The 17,923-nt window shown below is 71.9% G+C and carries 20 protein-coding genes and 1 riboswitch; of the genes, 11 read left to right on the top strand and 9 right to left on the bottom strand.

Going from position 1 to position 17,923, the window contains the following annotated elements:
- Positions 1-25: 25 nt before the first annotated feature.
- A complete protein-coding gene (locus ACIBSV_RS34455; protein WP_395870124.1) occupies positions 26-991 on the bottom strand; it encodes an NADP-dependent oxidoreductase in 966 nt (321 codons plus the stop codon).
- 637 nt (positions 992-1,628) lie between these two features.
- On the opposite strand from ACIBSV_RS34455, the gene ACIBSV_RS34450 reads away from it, so the two are divergent.
- Positions 1,629-1,853 (top strand): hypothetical protein, encoded by a 225-nt coding sequence (locus ACIBSV_RS34450; protein WP_331770523.1) that lies wholly within the window; start codon positions 1,629-1,631, stop codon positions 1,851-1,853.
- Between the two features lie 253 nt (positions 1,854-2,106).
- Positions 2,107-3,213 carry a glutamate--cysteine ligase gene (locus ACIBSV_RS34445; protein WP_395870122.1) on the top strand — a complete coding sequence of 369 codons (1,107 nt, stop codon included), beginning with the start codon at positions 2,107-2,109 and terminating at the stop codon, positions 3,211-3,213.
- A gap of 132 nt (positions 3,214-3,345) precedes the next feature.
- Here the strand turns inward: ACIBSV_RS34445 and ACIBSV_RS34440 are convergent, their stop codons facing one another.
- The 3 genes from ACIBSV_RS34440 to ACIBSV_RS34430 all read right to left on the bottom strand — a co-directional run bounded on the left by ACIBSV_RS34440 (position 3,346) and on the right by ACIBSV_RS34430 (position 6,298).
- Complete coding sequence (locus ACIBSV_RS34440) at positions 3,346-3,657, bottom strand: NIPSNAP family protein (protein ID WP_395870120.1); 312 nt, start codon at positions 3,655-3,657, stop codon at positions 3,346-3,348.
- Between the two features lie 146 nt (positions 3,658-3,803).
- Positions 3,804-5,447 carry a GMC oxidoreductase gene (locus ACIBSV_RS34435; protein ID WP_395870118.1) on the bottom strand — a complete coding sequence of 548 codons (1,644 nt, stop codon included), beginning with the start codon at positions 5,445-5,447 and terminating at the stop codon, positions 3,804-3,806.
- Positions 5,448-5,767: 320 nt separating this feature from the next.
- Entirely contained in the window at positions 5,768-6,298 is a 531-nt protein-coding gene (locus tag ACIBSV_RS34430) for a GNAT family N-acetyltransferase (protein WP_395870116.1), read from the bottom strand.
- A 469-nt stretch (positions 6,299-6,767) separates the two neighbouring features.
- Between ACIBSV_RS34430 and ACIBSV_RS34425 the strand changes: the two genes are divergently transcribed.
- Complete coding sequence (locus tag ACIBSV_RS34425; protein WP_395870114.1) at positions 6,768-7,838, top strand: LuxR C-terminal-related transcriptional regulator; 1,071 nt, start codon at positions 6,768-6,770, stop codon at positions 7,836-7,838.
- Positions 7,839-8,314: 476 nt separating this feature from the next.
- Positions 8,315-8,758, top strand: a complete 444-nt coding sequence (locus ACIBSV_RS34420; protein WP_395870112.1) for a hypothetical protein — start codon at positions 8,315-8,317, stop codon at positions 8,756-8,758.
- 77 nt (positions 8,759-8,835) lie between these two features.
- Here the strand turns inward: ACIBSV_RS34420 and ACIBSV_RS34415 are convergent, their stop codons facing one another.
- Positions 8,836-9,093, bottom strand: a complete 258-nt coding sequence (locus ACIBSV_RS34415) for a substrate-binding domain-containing protein (RefSeq protein WP_395870110.1) — start codon at positions 9,091-9,093, stop codon at positions 8,836-8,838.
- Between the two features lie 354 nt (positions 9,094-9,447).
- Here ACIBSV_RS34415 and ACIBSV_RS34410 point away from each other — a divergent pair, with 354 nt between their 5' ends.
- From ACIBSV_RS34410 to ACIBSV_RS34395, 4 genes are all read left to right on the top strand, one after another.
- Positions 9,448-9,666, top strand: a complete 219-nt coding sequence (locus tag ACIBSV_RS34410) for a hypothetical protein (RefSeq protein WP_395870107.1) — start codon at positions 9,448-9,450, stop codon at positions 9,664-9,666.
- 173 nt (positions 9,667-9,839) lie between these two features.
- Complete coding sequence (locus ACIBSV_RS34405) at positions 9,840-10,280, top strand: GNAT family N-acetyltransferase (RefSeq protein WP_395870329.1); 441 nt, start codon at positions 9,840-9,842, stop codon at positions 10,278-10,280.
- Between the two features lie 386 nt (positions 10,281-10,666).
- On the top strand, positions 10,667-11,515 hold the full coding sequence (locus ACIBSV_RS34400) for an SMP-30/gluconolactonase/LRE family protein (protein ID WP_395870104.1): 849 nt from the start codon (positions 10,667-10,669) through the stop codon (positions 11,513-11,515).
- 126 nt (positions 11,516-11,641) lie between these two features.
- A complete protein-coding gene (locus ACIBSV_RS34395; RefSeq protein WP_395870102.1) occupies positions 11,642-11,965 on the top strand; it encodes a putative quinol monooxygenase in 324 nt (107 codons plus the stop codon).
- Positions 11,966-12,033: 68 nt separating this feature from the next.
- On the opposite strand, the gene ACIBSV_RS34390 is transcribed toward ACIBSV_RS34395, so the two are convergent.
- Both ACIBSV_RS34390 and ACIBSV_RS34385 read right to left on the bottom strand, forming a co-directional pair.
- Positions 12,034-12,348 (bottom strand): DMT family transporter, encoded by a 315-nt coding sequence (locus ACIBSV_RS34390; protein ID WP_395870099.1) that lies wholly within the window; start codon positions 12,346-12,348, stop codon positions 12,034-12,036.
- Positions 12,349-12,362: 14 nt separating this feature from the next.
- A riboswitch (guanidine-III (ykkC-III) riboswitch) is annotated at positions 12,363-12,425 on the bottom strand.
- A 105-nt stretch (positions 12,426-12,530) separates the two neighbouring features.
- Positions 12,531-13,115 (bottom strand): TetR/AcrR family transcriptional regulator, encoded by a 585-nt coding sequence (locus ACIBSV_RS34385; RefSeq protein ID WP_395870097.1) that lies wholly within the window; start codon positions 13,113-13,115, stop codon positions 12,531-12,533.
- 71 nt (positions 13,116-13,186) lie between these two features.
- Between ACIBSV_RS34385 and ACIBSV_RS34380 the strand changes: the two genes are divergently transcribed.
- Positions 13,187-13,627: a DUF1707 domain-containing protein gene (locus tag ACIBSV_RS34380; RefSeq protein ID WP_395870095.1), complete on the top strand. Its 441-nt coding sequence runs from the start codon at positions 13,187-13,189 to the stop codon at positions 13,625-13,627.
- A 35-nt stretch (positions 13,628-13,662) separates the two neighbouring features.
- Here ACIBSV_RS34380 and ACIBSV_RS34375 read toward each other — a convergent pair whose 3' ends face one another.
- Entirely contained in the window at positions 13,663-14,652 is a 990-nt protein-coding gene (locus ACIBSV_RS34375; protein ID WP_395870093.1) for a DUF5937 family protein, read from the bottom strand.
- A gap of 70 nt (positions 14,653-14,722) precedes the next feature.
- Between ACIBSV_RS34375 and ACIBSV_RS34370 the strand changes: the two genes are divergently transcribed.
- Complete coding sequence (locus ACIBSV_RS34370; RefSeq protein ID WP_395870092.1) at positions 14,723-15,634, top strand: aldo/keto reductase; 912 nt, start codon at positions 14,723-14,725, stop codon at positions 15,632-15,634.
- A gap of 117 nt (positions 15,635-15,751) precedes the next feature.
- A complete protein-coding gene (locus ACIBSV_RS34365; protein WP_395870090.1) occupies positions 15,752-16,360 on the top strand; it encodes a hypothetical protein in 609 nt (202 codons plus the stop codon).
- A gap of 40 nt (positions 16,361-16,400) precedes the next feature.
- Here ACIBSV_RS34365 and ACIBSV_RS34360 read toward each other — a convergent pair whose 3' ends face one another.
- Positions 16,401-17,762 carry a cytochrome P450 gene (locus ACIBSV_RS34360; protein WP_395870088.1) on the bottom strand — a complete coding sequence of 454 codons (1,362 nt, stop codon included), beginning with the start codon at positions 17,760-17,762 and terminating at the stop codon, positions 16,401-16,403.
- Positions 17,763-17,923: the final 161 nt, after the last annotated feature.

Here is a 17,923-nt window from a genome sequence, read left to right as displayed (position 1 = left end):
GGGTCGGCGCGCGACCGTGCCGGCGTCAGTGCTCCAGCCGTACCAGCATCTTGCCGATGTTCTCGCCGCGCAGCAGTGCGATCAGCGCCTCCGGGGCCCGCCGCAGGCCGGGGAGCACGGTGTGCCGGGTGCGCAGGGTGCCGTCGGCCAGGAGGGGCGCGGCCAACTTCGTCCATTCCTCGGCGAGCCCGAAGTACGAGGTGACGGCCATGCCGCGCAGGGTGAGCTCCTTGGTGGCGGTGGCGAAGATGTTGGTGGGTCCGGGCAGTGGTCCGGTGGCGTTGTACCCGGAGATCGCTCCGACCACGGCGATCCGGCCGCCGACCCGGGCGGCGTCGATGGCGGCCTCCAGGTGCGCGCCGCCGACGAGTTCCACGGTCAGGTCGACGCCGTCGGGGGCGGCCCGGGCGAGGTCCTCGCGCAGTCGGCCCCGGGTGTGGTCGATGCCGACGTCGAAGCCGAACTCCTCGGTGAGGAGTCGGGTCTTCTCCGCCCCCTCGGTCGAGCCGATCACCGTGGCCGCGCCCAGTCGGCGGGCCGGTTGTCCCGCGACGCTGCCGGTGGCGCCGGCGGCGGCCGAAACGTAGACCACGTCGCCGGGTTGCACGGGCAGTACCCGGGTCAGCGTCGCGTAGGCGGTCAGGCCGGTACTGCCCAGCGCACCCAGGTGCGTCTCGACCGGGGCGAGCGCGGTGTCCACCGCGGCGACCGCGTCGGCGCCCAGCACGGCGTACTCGCGCCATCCGGCGAAGTGCGACACGGTCGTGCCGACCGGGAGGCCCTCCGCGCGCGAGGCGACCACTTCGCCGACGGCGCCGCCGGCGAGCGGCTCGCCGATGACGAACGGCGGCACGTACGCGTCGGCGTGCATCCATTCGCGGGTGAACGGATCCACCGACATCCAGGTGTTGCGCACGAGGACCTCGCCGGCTTCCGGCTCGCGAACCTCGATCCGGGCGAACTCGAAGTCCTCCGCGCGGGGTTCGCCCACGGACGACTCGCCAGGCGTACTTCGAGGCCGTCGCGACGGTGGGTGGGGGAGGGCATGCTGCTCCGATGCTCGAATGGGGTGGGGGCGGGCCAGTCACCGATCCCGACCGGGCCGCGCCGCCGACGTCCTCAACTCTCCACCGGCGCACCCTCCCGATCAACGTCGATCCGCCGCGCCTTCGTTGACCCACGCTCAACGATCGCGTGGGCCCCGACACCGACGCCCCGGACGCAGCCCGACCGGTCCGCTTCGAGCGCGCGAACCGGGACCCGGCGGGGAGTGGGAGCTCCGGCCGGGACGCGGAGGCGCCGCGCCCGGCCGGGGTGTGTCTGGCCCGAGAGTCGACCCCACCTCGATCGCCTCCCGGTACGCCGCCGGGTCACCCACCGAGATCAGCCGCAGGTCCTCGCTCTCGGCCACGCCGTGCCGCGTCGTGTCGCGCGTCACCGAGGGTGAGCCGGGCGTACCGAACGGGGGTGGCGTTCACCCGCGCGGCCCAAGCCGTCGACCGGGATTGTGCCTGATCGGGTGCCCGGAGCCCCGGATCACCCGCCGTCCGGGAAGCGCTGGGCGTGCGGGCCGAGCCCACAGCGGATTACATGGTGAGGTCGATGGATCTCACGACACGGGAGCGGACATGCACGTGATGAGAGCGGTCCAGGACGCACAAAGCGTGGTGTGGCACGCGATGGAGAGCGAGGACGTCGCGATGTGCGGGGTGACGTTGCCCCCCAGCCGGGATGTGGACGGCGCCCGGCGACGGGAGACGTTCTGCGGCCCGTGCATGAGCGAGGTCGAGCGGACCATAAACCCCGTCGCGAAACTCTCCGACGACTGTGCCGACGAGGGGACGCCGGTCTGAGTCACGAGTCCGACCAAGGGCGCCGCGCCTGCGGCGCCCTTGGCGTGCGAGTCGCGGATCCACGCGTCGAGGCGGGGACGCGGCGGATGGGCGTCGGGTGGACGCCGCTCGGCCGACGGGGGCGGCGGGGCGTCGTCGGTGGTCACGGTTGGAAGGAGTCCACGATGGTGTGCTCGACCTCGGGGCAACGGGTGGCCCCCGTACGCCGCACGCTCGCTCGCGGAGCCGTGCCCGTCGTGGTCGGGGGGCGGCCGTGATCACGCTCGGCGTCGAGGAGGAGTACCTGCTCGTGGATCCCGTCGACGGCCTGCCGGTGCCGATGGCCGAGACGGTTCGGGCGGCGGCGGACCTGCAACCGGCGGTGGCCGGCGGCGAGATCCAGCCCGAGTTGTTGCAGATGCAGGTCGAGGTCGCCACACCGGTGTGCGAGACGCTCGACGAGGTCGGCGGCCACCTGCTGCGGCTGCGTCACTCGGTGGCCGCCGCGGCCGAACAGGCGGGATGCGTCCTGGTCGCGTCCGGGTCCTCGCCCTTCGGCCCCGGCCCCCCGGCCGAGGTCACCGACCGGATCCGCTACCGGTCGCTGCATTCGGACGCCCCGCGCCTGGTCGACGAGATGTTCATCAACGGGATGCACGTCCATGTCGCGGTCCCCGATCGGGACGCCGGCGTGACCGTGCTCAATCGGCTGCGCCCGTGGCTGCCGCTGCTGGTGGCGATGTCCGCGAACTCTCCGCTGTGGGAGGGGGGCGACACCGGCTTCGCGAGTTGGCGCACGATCGTCTTCGGCCGCTGGTCGGTCAGTGGGGTCCCACCAGCCTTCGTCGACGCGAACGACTACGACGCCAGGATCGACGACCTGCTGAACGCGGGCGTGCTGCGCGACCGGGCCCGGGTCTACTGGCAGATCCGGCTCTCCGACCGCTATCCCACGGTCGAGGTCCGGGCGATGGACGTGCAGCTCAGGGTGGACGACGCGGTGATGCTCGCCGGCATCGTCCGGGCCCTGGTGACCACCGTGCTGCGGGAGGCGACGGCCGGGCAGCCGTCGCCTCGACCCGCCCCCGAGCTCGTCGCGGCGGCGCAGTGGTACGCCGCGCGGCACGGTCTGACCGACGTGCTGGTCGACCCGTACACGCCGCACCGCCTCAAGGCCGGTGAGCTGGTCGGTCGGTTGATCGAGTACGTCACCCCGGCTTTGGCGGATACCGGGGACGCCCGTCAGGTCGACGCGCTGGTGCACCGGCTGATGCGGGAGGGGACTGCGGCCGATCGGCAGCGGGAGGCCTTCCGGCGCGGGGGACGGGACGAGTTGCTGCGGTTGCTGGTCTCCGAGTCGACGATGTCCCACCGGCACTGAGAGGCGATGTCCCACCGGTGCTGAGATCGGGCGCCGTCGGTCCCCGGCGTGACGCCGCATCTCGTCGCGGGGCCGGCCCGGTGTGGCACGGGAGCTTCCCGACGGTGGTCGGTCGACGCCGCGATCGCCGGGTCAGGAGCCGGCGTCGAGCGGGCGCAGGAAGCGGCGTTCGTAGCGCTTGATGCAACCGGTCTCGCGGGCGAGTCGGATCGCGTCCTGGCACTCGGGGTCGGTCGCGCTGTCGACGCGGTATTGCTCGTAGGCGGCGAAGCCGGGGAAGGAGAAGAGCGCGTAGGCGATGTCGCTGTCGCCTTCGCTCGGCAGGAAGTAGCCGTGGTGGGTGCCGCCGAAGCGGTTGACCAGGCCGACCCAGCGCCGGCCGTACTCCTCGAAGTCCGCCAGTTTGTCGGCGTCGATCTCGTACTTCAGATGAATGGTGATCACGCGCACATGATGCCGCGTGCCGCGGGGCGCCGCGACGTCGGCCGCGCGGTGTGTGGTCCGGGGCCGGCCGGAGTGCTCCGGACGGCCCCGGGAGTGTGCTCGCACCGGGGGGTGAGGGCTCACCGGGGCGCGCGGTCAGGCCGGCGTCACAGGTCGGTGGCGATGATCTTCTCGATGTTGCGTTCGGCGAGGGCGGTGATGGTGACGAACGGGTTGACGCTGGTGTTGCCGGGGATCAGCGCGCCGTCGATCACGTACAGCCCGGAATAGCCGTGCAGGCGACCGTAGTTGTCGGTGGCCTTGGTCAACACCGCGCCGCCGAGTGGGTGGTAGGTGAGGTGGTCGCCCCAGATCTTGTACGTGCCGAAGAGGTCGGTCCGGTAGATCGTCCCCTCCTTCGCGTTGATCTTGTCGAAGATGGTCTTGGCCATGTCGATGGACGGCTGTTTCCAGGAGGACTGCCAGTTCAGGTCGACCTTGCCCGTCGCCGCGTTCCAGGAGAACCGGGCGCGGTTCGGGTTCTTGGTGATCGACAGGTAGAACGAGGCGTAGGTCTCGATGCCGGTGGGCAGCGGGGCCACCTCGGCGAACGCGCCGCCGGCGTTCCAGTTGTCGATGCCGCCGGTGGGGATGGAGGACTGGAGGGAACCGGTGGGATCCCACAGGTGGTTGGCCCGGCCGCACATGACGTTGCCGTTGTCGCCCCAACCCTGGCCGATCTCGCTGTTCAGGGCGGGCAGTGCTCCGGTGGCCTTGAGCCGGACCAGCAGCTTGCTGGTGCCGACGCTGCCCGCGGCGAAGAAGACCTTGTCGGCGACGACGGTCTTGGTGACCGTGGTGGCACCGCCGGTGTCGATCCGGTCGATCACCACGGTGTAGCCGCCGCCGGCCGCCGGGGAGACCGAAGTGACCTTGTGCAGTGAGGAGATGGTGACCCGGCCGGTGTCCCGGATCCGGGCGAGGTAGGTCTTCTGCAGGGACTTCTTGCCGTAGTTGTTGCCGTAGAGGATCTCACCGGCCAGCGCGGACTTGGGGACGACGCCGGCGGCCTCCTGCTTCATGTAGTCCCAGTCGTACACGGTGGGCACGAACACGAACGGGAAGCCGGAGCGCTGGGCGTGTTTGCGGCCGACCCGGGCGTACTGGTAGCAGGCGGTGGTGTCGAACCAGGCCGGGTCGATGGTGGCCACGCCCAGACCGGCGTTGGCGCGCGGGTAGTAGGTGTTGTACATCTCGTCGGCGTTCACCGAGGGCAGGATGGCGCCGAAGTTCTCCCGCTTGGGGGTCACCGCCATGCCGCCGTTGACCAGCGAACCGCCGCCGACGCCTCGGCCCTGGTAGACGGTGATGCCGGCGAACTCCTCGGCGTCCAGGATGCCGGTGTACCTGGGGATGTCCCGGTCGATCGGGAAGCCGAGGAAGTTGCTCAGCGGTTGCTTGGTCTTGGTGCGGAGCCAGAAGGAACGGGCGTCGGGGGAGGTGGTGTTGGCGAAGATCTTGCCGTCCGGGCCGGGGGTGTCCCAGGACATTCCCATCTCGATCATGTGCACGTCGACGCCTGCCTGGGCAAGACGCAGTGCGGCGACACAGCCGCCGTACCCGGTGCCGATCACCAGGGCCGGGACGCGTGCCCCGGAGGGGATCGAGGCGGTGGAGGCAGCTGCCGTCGACTGGGCCGCGCCGGCGCGGCCGGCGAGGGCCGCGACGCCGAGGATGGAACCGGTTCCAGTAACGAAAGTGCGGCGCGAGAAACCCTTGGAACTGTTGCTGTGCATGGCGGAATCGCTCATGTGACGTTCCTCACTCTGGGACGGAGTGGGAACAAGTTCTAGGCGTGATCGCGTGACAAGTCACGGCATACTCGTGAGTAACTTCCGCGTGGTTACCGGTACTTGCCCACGGGTCGCGCAGCGTCGATCGGTGGTTACGCAAGCGGCCGCACGGGCGGCCGTGCGAGCGGCGGGGCGCCCGGTTGCGCGAGTGGCGGGCACGCGGTCGCACGGGCGGCCGAGCCGGGCGCGGGGGAGTCCGGGCCGGGGTCGTCCCCCGCCTCAGGGTGTGTTCGCGGTCGCGGTCGCGGTCGCGGATCGCGAGTCGCGATTGTGGAGCGTTACGGCTGCCGGGAGTTCAGGCGCAGCCCGAGCAACCGGCCGGGCCAGGGGGGCTGTCCGGGGCGGTCGACCTCGAATTGCGAGAGAGGAGTGAAGCCGAGCGCCTTGTACTGCTCGACGAGCGCAGCGTCGCCGCCTGCGTAGCAGTCGACCCGGATCAGGTCGACGGCGCGACGGGTCGCCTCACGGCGTACGTCCTCGATCAGCGCGGCGCCGACGCCCGCTCCGGAGAAGCGCCGGTCGGTGACCAGGAGGTTGACGAACCACTCGGGTTCGTCGGCCGCCGGGATGTACTCGGAGGGTGTGTCGGAGGCGACGCAGCCGCCGGCCGGTTCACCGTCGATCTCGGCCAGTCGGGCGTGGCCGTGGCGCAGGACCTTGTCCACGCGTCGCACGGCCTCGGGACGGGTGGACCACGGTTCGGTGCCCCATTGGCCCTCGCGACCGGAGGCGGCCGGCCAGGCCACCGCGCGGTCGAGCATGGTGAGGAAGATCGGCAGCGCGGTCGTGTCGACCGTGCGGATGCGCACCCGACGCGGGGTGGGGGTGGTGTGCTCGCGAGTGATGGGGGACCTCCGACTCCTCGTTCCGGTGGCCGGGGTCGACCGACCGACCGGGCATGGGTGGGCCAGGCCGCCGCGCGGGTCGCGTGGCGCCCGAGGATCGCCTCAGGGGGTCGCTGGTGGCGGCGAGTGTGATCGGGCGATGCCGCGGTCGGGGACACGGGCGCGGCCGGGTGTCGCCGTACGACGAAGGCCCTGCGGATCCCGGTCCGGGGCGGGGATCCACAGGGCGGCTCGGCGTCCCGGGGGAGCGCGCGGTCCGGTCCGAACCGGACACGGTGTCGCGGAACACGTGTGGACATCCTCGCGATCGTCATCGGTACGGCGATATCCCAGATCCCTGGGAGGTTTGCGGGAGACCGCGTGTCGACCCCCGGCGTCCGCCCCGACGGCCGCTCTGCGGACGCGGTCGTTGCCTGCGTGTTACGTTCGCGCCATGGCATCACGTGGCGTGAGTGCGCGGCGGGCGATCGAGGGCCTGCGTGAACTGGCCGGGGCGGGCCTGGAGGCCGACGCGATCTTTCGCCGGTCCGACGAACTGCTGCGCGACGTACTGGAGTTCGACGCGGTGTGTTGGCATACCGCGGACCCGGCGACCGGATTGGTCACCTCGGTGCTGAGTGACGATCTGAGCCTGGAGGGCTTCCACGCCGCGGTGCGGTTGGAGGTCTGGCACGACGACGTGAGCACCTTTCCCAAGATCCGGCACAGCGGGCTTCGGGCCGAGACGTTGGACCGGGCGACCCGGGGCCGGCCCGAGCGCAGCCTTCGATTCCGGGAACAGATCGCACCGGCCGGCTTCGGGGACGAGATGCGCACCGTCTTCGACACGCGGGGCGGCATGTGGGGCTGTGCGGCGTTCATGCGGGCGGCGGATCGTGGTCCGTACCTGGGCCGGCAGCGGGATCTGGCGGACGTCGCGGCCCGGCACATCGGCAACGCGCTGCGCGCGTGCCACCGGGTCGCCGCGCCGGCGGCGTCGGGCGATCAGGCGCCCGCGATGGTCGTGCTCGGGCCCGGGAACGGTCTGGTGGCCGCCGACGAGCGGGCGCAGTGCCTGCTCGCCGAGCTCGCCGACGACGCGGTCGGCGCGCTCTCGGTGCCGACCGCGTTCGCGGTGGTCTCCGAGCACGCCCGGTTGGCCGCATCCGGGGTGCCCGTCTCGTCGGCCAAGGTCCGGGTGCGCACCCGTGACGGACGCTGGTTCGTGCTGCACGCCTCGCTCCTGGACGGCCTCGCCGACGGCCACGTCGGAGTCGTGGCCTCGCCGGCTTCGCCGGCCGAGACGATGCCGCTGTATCTGGCCGCCTACGGGTTGACCGGTCGCGAGCAGGAGGTGGCGCTGCTGGCCGTTCGCGGCTGCGACACCAAGGAGATCGCCCGTGCCCTGGCGATGACGCCGTACACCGTCCAGGACCATCTGAAGGCCGTGTTCACCAAGGCCGGGGTGACCAGTCGCCGCGAGTTGATCGCGCGGATCGTGATCGGGGAGCGGGCCACGGGGTGAGCGCCCGGCATCCGGGCCGGATCGTGGTTCGGGCGCGGGTTCCGGGCGCGGGTTCCGCGCGCGGGTTCGGGGTGCGGGCCTTGGGTGAAGCGGAGGCCGGGGCGGCCGTCCGGGTCGATGTTCTCCGTGGCGGTGAATTCCGTTCGGGCCGGGCCGGTTCGCGAGCCGACGTGGTCGAGGGTGGCGAGCGCGCACAGCGTGCGCGGGACGTGGTCGGTGCCGGCCGGTGCGCAGACCTCGGGGACGGCCGCCGTGGCGAGCTCCCGCCGGCGGCCTGTTCGGCGACCCTCCTGGGCTTTTCCGGGGACCGGAGGCCGCCTCGCGGGTGAGCGGCGGACGACTCCTGCAACGCGAGCTGCAACGCGAGTCGCAACGGAATCCACAACGAAATCTGCAACGGAATCCGCGACGGAACCTGCAACGGAGCAGCGGACGGGACTCAGGGCATCCGGGGCTGGGAGGTGTTGGACTGCGCGGTGACGCTGACCCGGACCGGGTTCGCGAGCCCGCTCAGCGCGGCGGGCGACTTCCGGAACGTCACACCGCTGGTCGTCGGCGACGCGCTCAAACGCGCGGGCACGCGGGTGTTCGAACCGACGCACCGGTTCGAGCTGGAGGCACCCGTGACGAGCGTCGGGGCGGTCTCGGCGCTGCCGGCGGGTGCGCGGGCGGTGCCCGAGGAGCAGTCCACGCGGGGCGACCGCTGCCTGGTACGGGGCACGATCCCGGCCGCCGAGCTGCACGGGGTCACCCGGCGGCTGCCCGAGTCGAGCCGGGGGGAGGGGGTCCTGGTCAGTGAGTTCGAGGGATATCGCGCCTTCACCGACCATCCGATCCCGATCCGGGCCCGGACCGGGCCCGATCCCTACGACCGGGATCGATACATGCTCCACACGCTGGGCCGGGTGCGGGGCTCCTGACGCGCGATCCGCCGCGGCCGGGCCTGGAAGCCCGGCCGCGGCGGATCGTGTAGTACGTCGGTGCTCGCGCTCGGGGGTCAGTCCCGGTGCGGCGGGGCGGCGGCCGTGGAGTCGCGCGCGACCGGACGGGGCGCGAAGCGGTGGTCGACGTGCGGGGTGTGGTAGCCCTGGAGCCGTTGCCACATCGCGGTCGCGATCGCGGTGGACATCTGCTCGATGGGCTGTTGCACGGTGGTCGGCGGGTCGCTGTGCGCCGCGAGGTAGGAGTCGTCGTAACCCACCACCGAGACGTCGTGCGGGACCCGCCGGCCGGCCTCGCGCGCGGCCGAGACCACGCCGAGCGAGTGGTTCCGCCGGGGCCGGGCCGAACCGGACTCCGCCGAGGCGGGCTTCTACTACTTCGACGCCGAGAACCGGGGCCAATACGCGTCGTTCCGCCGTGTCGACACACTGCCCAGGTTCGACCACGCGTCCGCCGAACTGCGCGCGCGGTTGTACGACGGACCCGATTCGGTGGTTGCCCGCTACCCGCGCGACTTCGGCCTGGATGGCGCAGGACCGCAACGCCGAGGTGGCGCGCACGACGCGGCCACCCTCGACGCCGCCGTCCCGCGTCGCTGAATCCGAGCGAGACGCTGACCGGGTCCAACGAGGTGTTTTCGGACACCACTGGGACGCACCACCGGGAGTTGTTCGAGGATCCGCCGCACCCGTTCGGCAGGCTCGATTCGCCCGAGGGCACGTTGGTGTTCGGGCGCGGCGACGCGCTGGTGTGCGCGGTGAATTCGGGCGCGGAGCCGGTCCGGCTGCCCGAGTACGGCGCGGTGTTGCCGGCCGGCGGCGCGTTGCCCGGGGGCGGGATCCTGCCGGGCGACACGGCGGTCTGGTACGCGGTGGACGGCCGCTGAGGGTGCGTTCGGTCGGCGGTTCCGTGCGAGGCCCCCGACCGGCGGCCATGTGCCGGGCGGGGTGGGCGTGTTGCTGTGTCGTGCGCACGCGACGCCTTCGGACGCGCACTCGCGACGCCGTCGGACGGCGCACTGTCGTCGTGGGCCGTGCGTCCGGCTAAGGTGAGTGCGTGGTGCAGTTCGAAGCGAATGTGGACGCGGAACGCCGAGCCTGGCTCGGGCAGCAGCTCGGCGACACCAATGTCGCGGCGTCGCCGCACTTGGCGAGGCTCCAGGGGACCGATGCCGAGGACGAGGTGGCATTGCACCTGTTCGCCCTCGACGACGACGGCACGATCATCGGCGGTTTGGCCGGATACACGTGGGCCTACTGGCTGCACGTGGACCTCCTGTGGGTCGATTCCACCCGGCGCGGCACCGGGCTCGGCGGGGAACTGCTGGCCCGGGCCGAGAAGATCGCGCTGACCGAGCGCGACTGCCGGCATGTGCGGTTGGAGACCTGGGAGTTCCAGGCGCCGGAGTTCTACCGGAAACAGGGCTACGAACTCGTCGGCACGGTGCCGGACTACCCGCCGGGCAGCACCGAGTACATCTTCGCCAAGCGCCTGGCCTGACGATTTCGTCCTCCCGGCCGGCCCGGAAGGGCCCTGCGGCCGGGCATTGTGCCGGGACTGCCGGGACGTCGGTCGCGCGTCATCGGTCCCGGGATTCGTCGATGTCGGCGAGCGGCGGATTTCTGCCGTGCTCTCCATGCCGGGACAATCGGTTCCTCGGGCGGTCGGTACGCGGCGGCGTTCGCCGATCCGCCCCCGCGCGGTCGCGGCGGCAGGCTCTTCGACGGTCCTCGGCGGCCTTCCCGGAGGTGGCTTCGGGTACGACGCGCGGGGCGCTTCCCTCGGCGATGAGTTCTCGGGTGTGTCGGGGTCTACCCCGGGAGAGCGGGTATCCGCCGTCGACACCGACGGCGGCCCGCCTCGGGTCGACCTAGGAGTCGTGACGCATGTCCGAGTGGACCGTCCTGTGGGAGAACATTGCTTTCGGTGAGTCGGCGCGGTGGTTCGAGGGCCGGTTGTGGTTCTCCGACTGGGGTGCCCAGGAGGTGCTCGCGGTCGCGCCCGACGGTGTGGGCGAGGTGGTGGTGCGGGTGCCGTTTCCGTCGATGCCGATGTGCATCGACCGGCTGCCGGACGGGCGGCTGCTGATCGTCTCGTCCAGCGAGGCACGCGTGGTGACCCTCGAGGCGGACGGGTCCTTGCTGGAGTACGCCGATCTGGGCGCGGTCGGGGACGGTTTCAACGAGATCGTGGTGGACGGACGGGGCAACGCGTACGTCAACGGGATCGGGTTCGACCTGTCGGCGGGGCAGGCGTTCCGGCCGGGGTTCATCGCGGTGATCGCCACGGACGGATCGGTCCGGCGGGTGGCCGACGACGTCGCCTTTCCCAACGGCATGGCGGTGACCCCGGACGGCTCGACGCTGATCGTCGCCGAGTCGTACGGCAACCGCCTCACCGCGTTCGACATCGCGGTCGACGGCGGGTTGTCGAATCGCCGGGTGTGGGCAGACCTCGGCGACGGCGTTCCGGACGGGATCTGCGTCGATGCCGAGGGCGCGGTCTGGTACGCGGACGTGCCCAACGAGCGGTGTGTGCGGGTTCGGGAAGGGGGCGAGGTGCTGCGGACGGTCGAACTGGACCGGGGTTGCTTCTCGTGCGTTCTCGGCGGTCCCGACGGGAGGACGCTGTTCGTCGTCGCCACCGAATGGCACGGCATGGCCGACGCGACGGAGGGTCCGCGCACCGGCCGGCTCGTCGCGGTCCCGGTGTCGGTGCCGGCGGTCGACCGGTGAGCGCCGGTACGCCCGCGCGGGTCGGTGCGGCCGAATGGGTCGGCCGTTCGCGACGCGTTCCGCGGGTCGCCGCCGGGGCGGTGGTGTACGCCCCTGTGCGCAGGCGCGATGACCTAGAGTTACCCAATGATTTTCATCGTGGTGAAGTTTCCGGTGAAGCCCGAACACGCCGACGAGTGGCCGCAGCACGTCGAGGCGTTCACCCGGGCCACCCGGGGCGAGCCGGGCAACCTGTGGTTCGAGTGGTCGCGCAGCGTCGAGGACCCCAACACGTACGTGTTGGTCGAGGCGTTCCGTGACGACGCTGCCGCGGCGCACGTGAACTCCGACCACTTCAAGGCGGCCCTGGAGCAGATCCGTCCGCTGATCCGGCACACGCCGGAGATCGTGAGCACGGTGATCCCGGACGCGAACGGGTGGAGCGCGATGGGTGAGTTGCGGATCGACTGACCGGGACACCGGGCCGGTGGGTGGGGCCTCGCGTGGGCGAGGCCCCACCCACCGATGCCGGACAGGGCCTAGTGCAGGACCTTCAGGCCGATCACGCAGCCGACGATGCCGGCCAGCAGCAGGACCTTGACGACGGAGAACGCCTCGCCGTCGAAGAGCATCGCGTAGGTGACGGTCAACACCGCGCCGATGCCCACCCACACCGCGTAGCCGGTGCCGACCGGCAGCTCGCGCAGGGCGTAGGCCAGGCCCGCCATGCTCGCGGTCAGGCCGACGCCGAACACCATGGTCGGGAAGAGTTTGCTGAATCCGGCGGACTTGCCGAGTGCCGTCGCCCAGACGGCTTCCAGGACACCGGAGATGATCAGGACGATCCAAGCCATGACAGGCACGCTCCCTGACACCGTCTTGTCTCAACCGGGTACGGCGTGCCTCGTCCGGGAGCCGGTTCGGGCTCCGTGAACCACTCTCGCACGCGGCACTCGGCGCACAAAATCCGGGATTCGGCCACCCTTCGGGCGCACGATTCCGGTGGTGCCGGTCACCCTGCGGGCGGGGTCGGCGATCAGTGGTCGCCGAGCAGGGCGCGCAGGGCGTTGTCCAGGGCGGGGAGCAATTCGGCCTCCGCGTCCGGCGTGTAGAGCATGCGCATGGCCAGGCCGTCGGACAACGCGATGATCGCGTCGGCGATGCGTTCGCACGCGTCCCGGCCGTGCGCGGGCAGCGCGGCGGAACCGAGCCAGTCGGCCAGCGCCGCGCGGATGTCGGTGTCGATCTCACGCTGGGTCGCGGCCAGGCCGGGGTGGTGGACGGCGCGGGTGACGAAGGCGAAGCGCACGGTCGCCTCGGCGCGCCGGGCGGCGTCCAGCGGGAGGGTAGTCAGCACCAGGCGGCGCAACACCTCATGCGGCGGCCCGGTGGGATCCACCTCGGCCCACCGCCGCTCCACCGCCTCGCCAGCCAACTCGGCGGCGAAGCCCAGCATTTCGTCCTTGGTGCGGAAGTACTTCTGGACCGCGCCGGCGGAGCGCCCGGCGGCGGCGGCCACCGTGCGCACACTGACCTCGTCGAGGCCGTTGCGGGACACCAACTCCAGCAGCGCGGCCCCGATCGCCCGCCGTTGCGCGTCGCGGTCCACGATCTTGGGCATCGATCCCCCCTGACAAGTTTTGGATACGACTGTATTCTAAAGACTCGGTGTCCGCCCGGAAGGAGATTGTCGTGGATGCTCGACTCGATCACGCCATGCGCGCGTCCGATCACGATCGCGACACCACACTGGCCCGGCTCGCCGCCGGCTACGCCGAGGGTCGACTGGACCGGAGCGAGTACGACGAGCGCGCGACGCGCGCCGCGGCCGCCTCCGTGCTCGGTGAACTCGCGGAACTCACCGCGGACCTGCCCGCCGCGCGGCCACGCGCGGCCACGGTCGCGACCACGCGGGCCGAGCGGGATCGCCGGGACCTGCGCGAGTGGCTTCAGGAGTGGCGCTACTGGCTGGGCGGCGCGGTGATCCTCACCGGTGTGTGGGGAACACGCTGCGTGCTCAAGGGGGAGCTGATCGGCTACTGGCCGATCGTGCCGCTGGGCGTGTGGGCCGCGGTTCTGATCGCGATCGCGGTCTGGCCGCGCGGCGACGCGGACGACGAAGCCGAACGCTGACCGAGGGCGCCCGAGTGGACGCCCGCCCCGGTCGGTCACCGGGACGTGGCGGTCAGGAAGGATTCGGCGATCGTCGTGCGGGCGTACAGGACCGCGCGGCCGGCCCGGTGCGCGGTGACCAGGCCCGCGTCGCGCAGCGCGGTCAACTGCTGGGACACCGCCGCCGCGGAGAGCCCGGTTCGCCGGGCCAGTTCGGTGGTCGAGGCCGGAGTGTCCAGTTCGCTCAGCAACAGGGTGCGCGAGCGGCCCAGGACGGCGGCCAGGGCCTCGGTGCCGGTGACCGGACGCGGGGTCCACAACCCGCCGATGCCCCGGGCCGGATAGGCCAGTTGCGGTGGCTCGGGCGGGGTGACCCGGGTGAACGGGTCCGGTCCGGTGAACACCGACGGGATCAGCAGCAGTCCCGCGCCCGCCGTGCGCCGGGACAGCGCCCGCTCCCGCCGACCCAGCCGCAACGTGTCGTCGTCCCAACTGACCGACGGGTGCAGCTCGTTGAGGAGCCGACCGGCCCCGCGTTCGGCGACCTGCCGGGCCCGGTGGAAGACATCGGCGTCGAGTACCGCCCGGATCCGCGCCCAGTAGGGCGCGAGCGCCAACTCCCAATAGGTCTCGATCTCCTCCGCGACTCGGGCCAGCCGGGCACGCGGATCGGCGTACAGGGCCTCGGTCCTGGGGCCCAGCCCGCCGCGCTCGTGGCGCAGCCGATCCAGGTCGCGGCGTACCGAGGCGACGGGAGTGGCCACGATCTCGGCCAGTTCCGCCGCCAGGGTGGAGGTCGGCCCGGTGGGCGCCGGGTTGAGGAAGTCGGGCACGTAGCCCGACGGCGGGATCAGCTCGGCGAGTCGGCCCCGGTCCAGCCCGGCGGCCGCCACGCGAGGGCGGACCTGCTCGATCCAGGGCCGGTGGATCGCGTGGGCGGCGCCGGAGCACAGCAGCCGGAAGCTGGGGCCGACCTCCCACATCGGCGAGACGGCGAACCGCATCCGGGCCAGATCACCCGCCGAGAACGCCAGCTTCGCCGACATCTCCACCCCTGAGGATTCGGATATACCTTAATCGATGGTGATCAGCCTAGCCCCCGAGGATCATGCCGCCATGACCACACAGACGATCACCGCGACGGAATCGGGCACCTGGACGCTCGGCGACCTGACGATCAACCGGATCGGATTCGGCGCGATGCGCCTGACGCAGGACGGCGAGGCGCTCGCGGCCGACGCGGTGCCCAGCGATCGGGAGCGGGCGATCGGCGTGCTCCGCCGCGCCGTCGAACTCGGGGTGAACCACATCGACACCGCCGCCTTCTACTTCTCGCCGCTGCGCTCCGCCAACGAACTGATCAACCGGGCGCTCGCCCCCTACCCGGACGACCTGGTGATCACCACCAAGGTCGGACCCGGCCGGGACGCGGCGGGTCACTGGGCGCCGCACGCGAGGACGCCGGCGCAACTGCGCGGCCAGGTCGAGGAGAACCTGCGCCAACTCGGCCGTGATCACCTCGACGTGGTGAACCTGCGTGTCCTGGGCACCGACTCGATCGCGGAGCGCTTCGGCGCACTGGCCGACCTGCGTGCGGCCGGTCTGATCCGACACCTGGGCGTTTCCAACATCCACCCCGAGCAACTGGCCGAGGCACGCGCGATCGCGCCGGTGGTGTGTGTACAGAACCCGTACGGCATCGGAATGCGGGCCGACCAGGGCGAGTTCGTCCGCACCTGCGGTGAACAGGGCATCGCGTTCGTACCGTTCTACGCCATCGCCGGTACCGGGCGCCAGGTCGGAGCAGTCAACACCGAGGCGGCCGAGGTGCTGGAGGTGGCGCGAGCGCACGGGGTGAGCGCGGCGCAGGTCCGGATCGCCTGGACGCTGCACCAGGGGCCGCACATGCTGGCCATACCCGGCACCGGCAACCCGGACCACCTGGTCGCCAACGTGGCCGCCGGCGCGCTGCGGCTGACCGAGGCCGACTTGGCGGTACTGGGGGACCTGCACCGACGCGAGGCGTGAGCGAGGCGGCCGGCGGCCGAGCCGCGTGCGTCGACCGGCCGCGCACGCCGGGTCGCGGGGCCGCGGTGGCGCGGGTCGGGGGCGGCGGCGTCGGTGATCGTCGCTACCGTCGTCGACATGAACCCCGATCCCGCCAGGCGCTTCGACCCGCTGCCCGGACGAACCGGCCATGTGGCCGGCATCGAGTCGCTCGTCCTCGACGGGCGGCGCCACTACTTCGGCTTCGACGGCACGAGCGACATGGTCGTCTCGCCGTTGATCGACGACCCGGACGCGATGGCGGTGTTCGCGAGCGAACACATCCGGCAGACCGACGGCCTGCACGAACCGGCCTACTGGATGGACCTGGTCGCCTGGGCCGTTCAGGGTTCGGACCTGGTGGCGCAGGACGCGGACCGGGAATTCGACACGGCTCGACTGCGTGGCGAACTCCCCGCTCCGGGAAGTCACCTGCTCTACCTGCTCGACGCGGTGGCCGGGTGGGACGAGTCGCTGTCCATGCCGGACCACGTGCGTCGGGCCTACGCGCGACTGGGGTTCGACGAGGACGACCCGGTCGAGTGCCTCGACCACGCCCTCGAGGTGGTGCGTGCCCACGGCGCCGGCGCGCACCCCGACGAGTGGGCGGTGGTCCGCTTCCAGTTGACCTTCGCGGTACGGCGCGTGCCGGCCAACTGGACGCTGCTGTTCGATGCCGTGGGGGAGTGCGTGGCCGCCCACGGTTGAACGAACGACCCTGCCGGCTACGGGAGTCGGGCGGTGCGGCTCAGCGGCGGATCAGATGCATCGGGAGGGCGCTGGGGGTCAACACGCTGCGCGGGGTGGCCCGGACCGGGGTACCCGAGGCCGGGCGCAGGCGCCAGCGGCCCGCGATGGAGGCCAGCGCGAGCGTGGCCTCGGTCAACGCGAACGTGTCGCCGATGCACTTGTGCGGACCCGTACCGAAGGGCACGAAGGAAGCGCGCGACCAGGCCCCCGAGGCGAAGCCGTCGGCCTGGTCGCGTTCCGGGCAAAAGCGCTCCGGCTCGGGGTGGAACTCCGGGAGACGATGCAGGATGTACGGGCTGAACACGAGCGTGCTGCCGGCGCGCAGCCGGCGGCCGGCCACCTCGATCTCGCGCGTGCTGGTGCGCGGGAGCACCCAGGCCGGTGGGTACAGCCGCAGCACTTCGCGGATCACCCGGCCGGTCCACTCCAGTCGGGGCAGGTCGTCGGGACCGGCCACGCGCCCGTCGAGGACGGCGTCGACCTCGGCGTGCAGCGCCGCCTCCGCCTCGGGATGCGCGGCGACCAGATGCAGCGCCCAGGACAGTGCGGACGACGTGGTCTCGGCGCCGGCCAGGATCAACACCGCGACCTGATCGTGCAGTTCCCGCTCGGTGAGCGCTCCGCCCGCCTCGTCCCGGGCGGCGATCAGACGACCCAGCAGATCCCCGCCGTCGGCGTCGTCCGCACGGCGCTCGCCGACGATCCGCGTTACGTGGGTCCGCCATGTGGCCAGGCCCCGGGTGTAGCGCCGGGCGCCCGGGGTGGGCAGGATGTCGACGGCGGGCAGCAGCGCGCGCAGGTAGACGCCCTTGAGGAAGGTGTCCAGACTGTCCCGCAGTTCGGCGATGTCGCGATCGGTGATGCCGCCGCCGAACAGGGTGCGGACCGCCACGGTCGTGGTGAGCGCGAACATCTCGTCGACCATGTCGAGCACCCGGCCCGGTCGCCAGTGCTCCAGCGCCACGCCGATCTCCCGCCGCATCGCGTCGGCGTAGCCGGGCAGGTGTTCGGACCGGAACGCGGGTTGCATCAGCATGCGTTGCCGCCGGTGGTCGGCGTGCGGGCAGGTGGCCAGACCGTTGCCCAGGGCCGCGCGCGAACCCTCGTACAGCGGCCCGACCCGATCGAAGGTGCGGCCGTCGCTCATTACCTGCCGGGCGAGTTCGGGATGGCACAACACGAACGCGGGGCGTGGGCCGAGCCGGATCTCGACCAGTTCACCGTGCGCGGGCAGCGAGCCCAGGAAGCGCAGCGGGGCGTGCAGCAGGTGCGGGAGGTGCCCGAGTACGGGCCAGGCCCCGGGCGCCCGGCCGGTGCGCGCGGTGGACGTGGTCCGCCGGGGCGGGTGTCGGGTCGTCATGGGTCGCTCCCTCGTGTGCCGGACGGCGGTGCTCGGGCTCCGCCACCGCGCAGCGCGGTGTCCGCTTCCATTCCAGCAGCGCCGGACCGGGCGCGGGGGGACGTTTCCGACACCGGCGTGTGTCGTCGCGGGCGGCCGGGCCCGGTCCGAGCACACTTCGA

This window comes from Embleya sp. NPDC050154, from assembly GCF_044460165.1.
Classification (GTDB): Bacteria; Actinomycetota; Actinomycetes; order Streptomycetales; family Streptomycetaceae; genus Embleya.
Note: the sequence above shows the minus strand (reverse complement) of the source record. Positions and strands in the feature narration are given on the sequence as shown.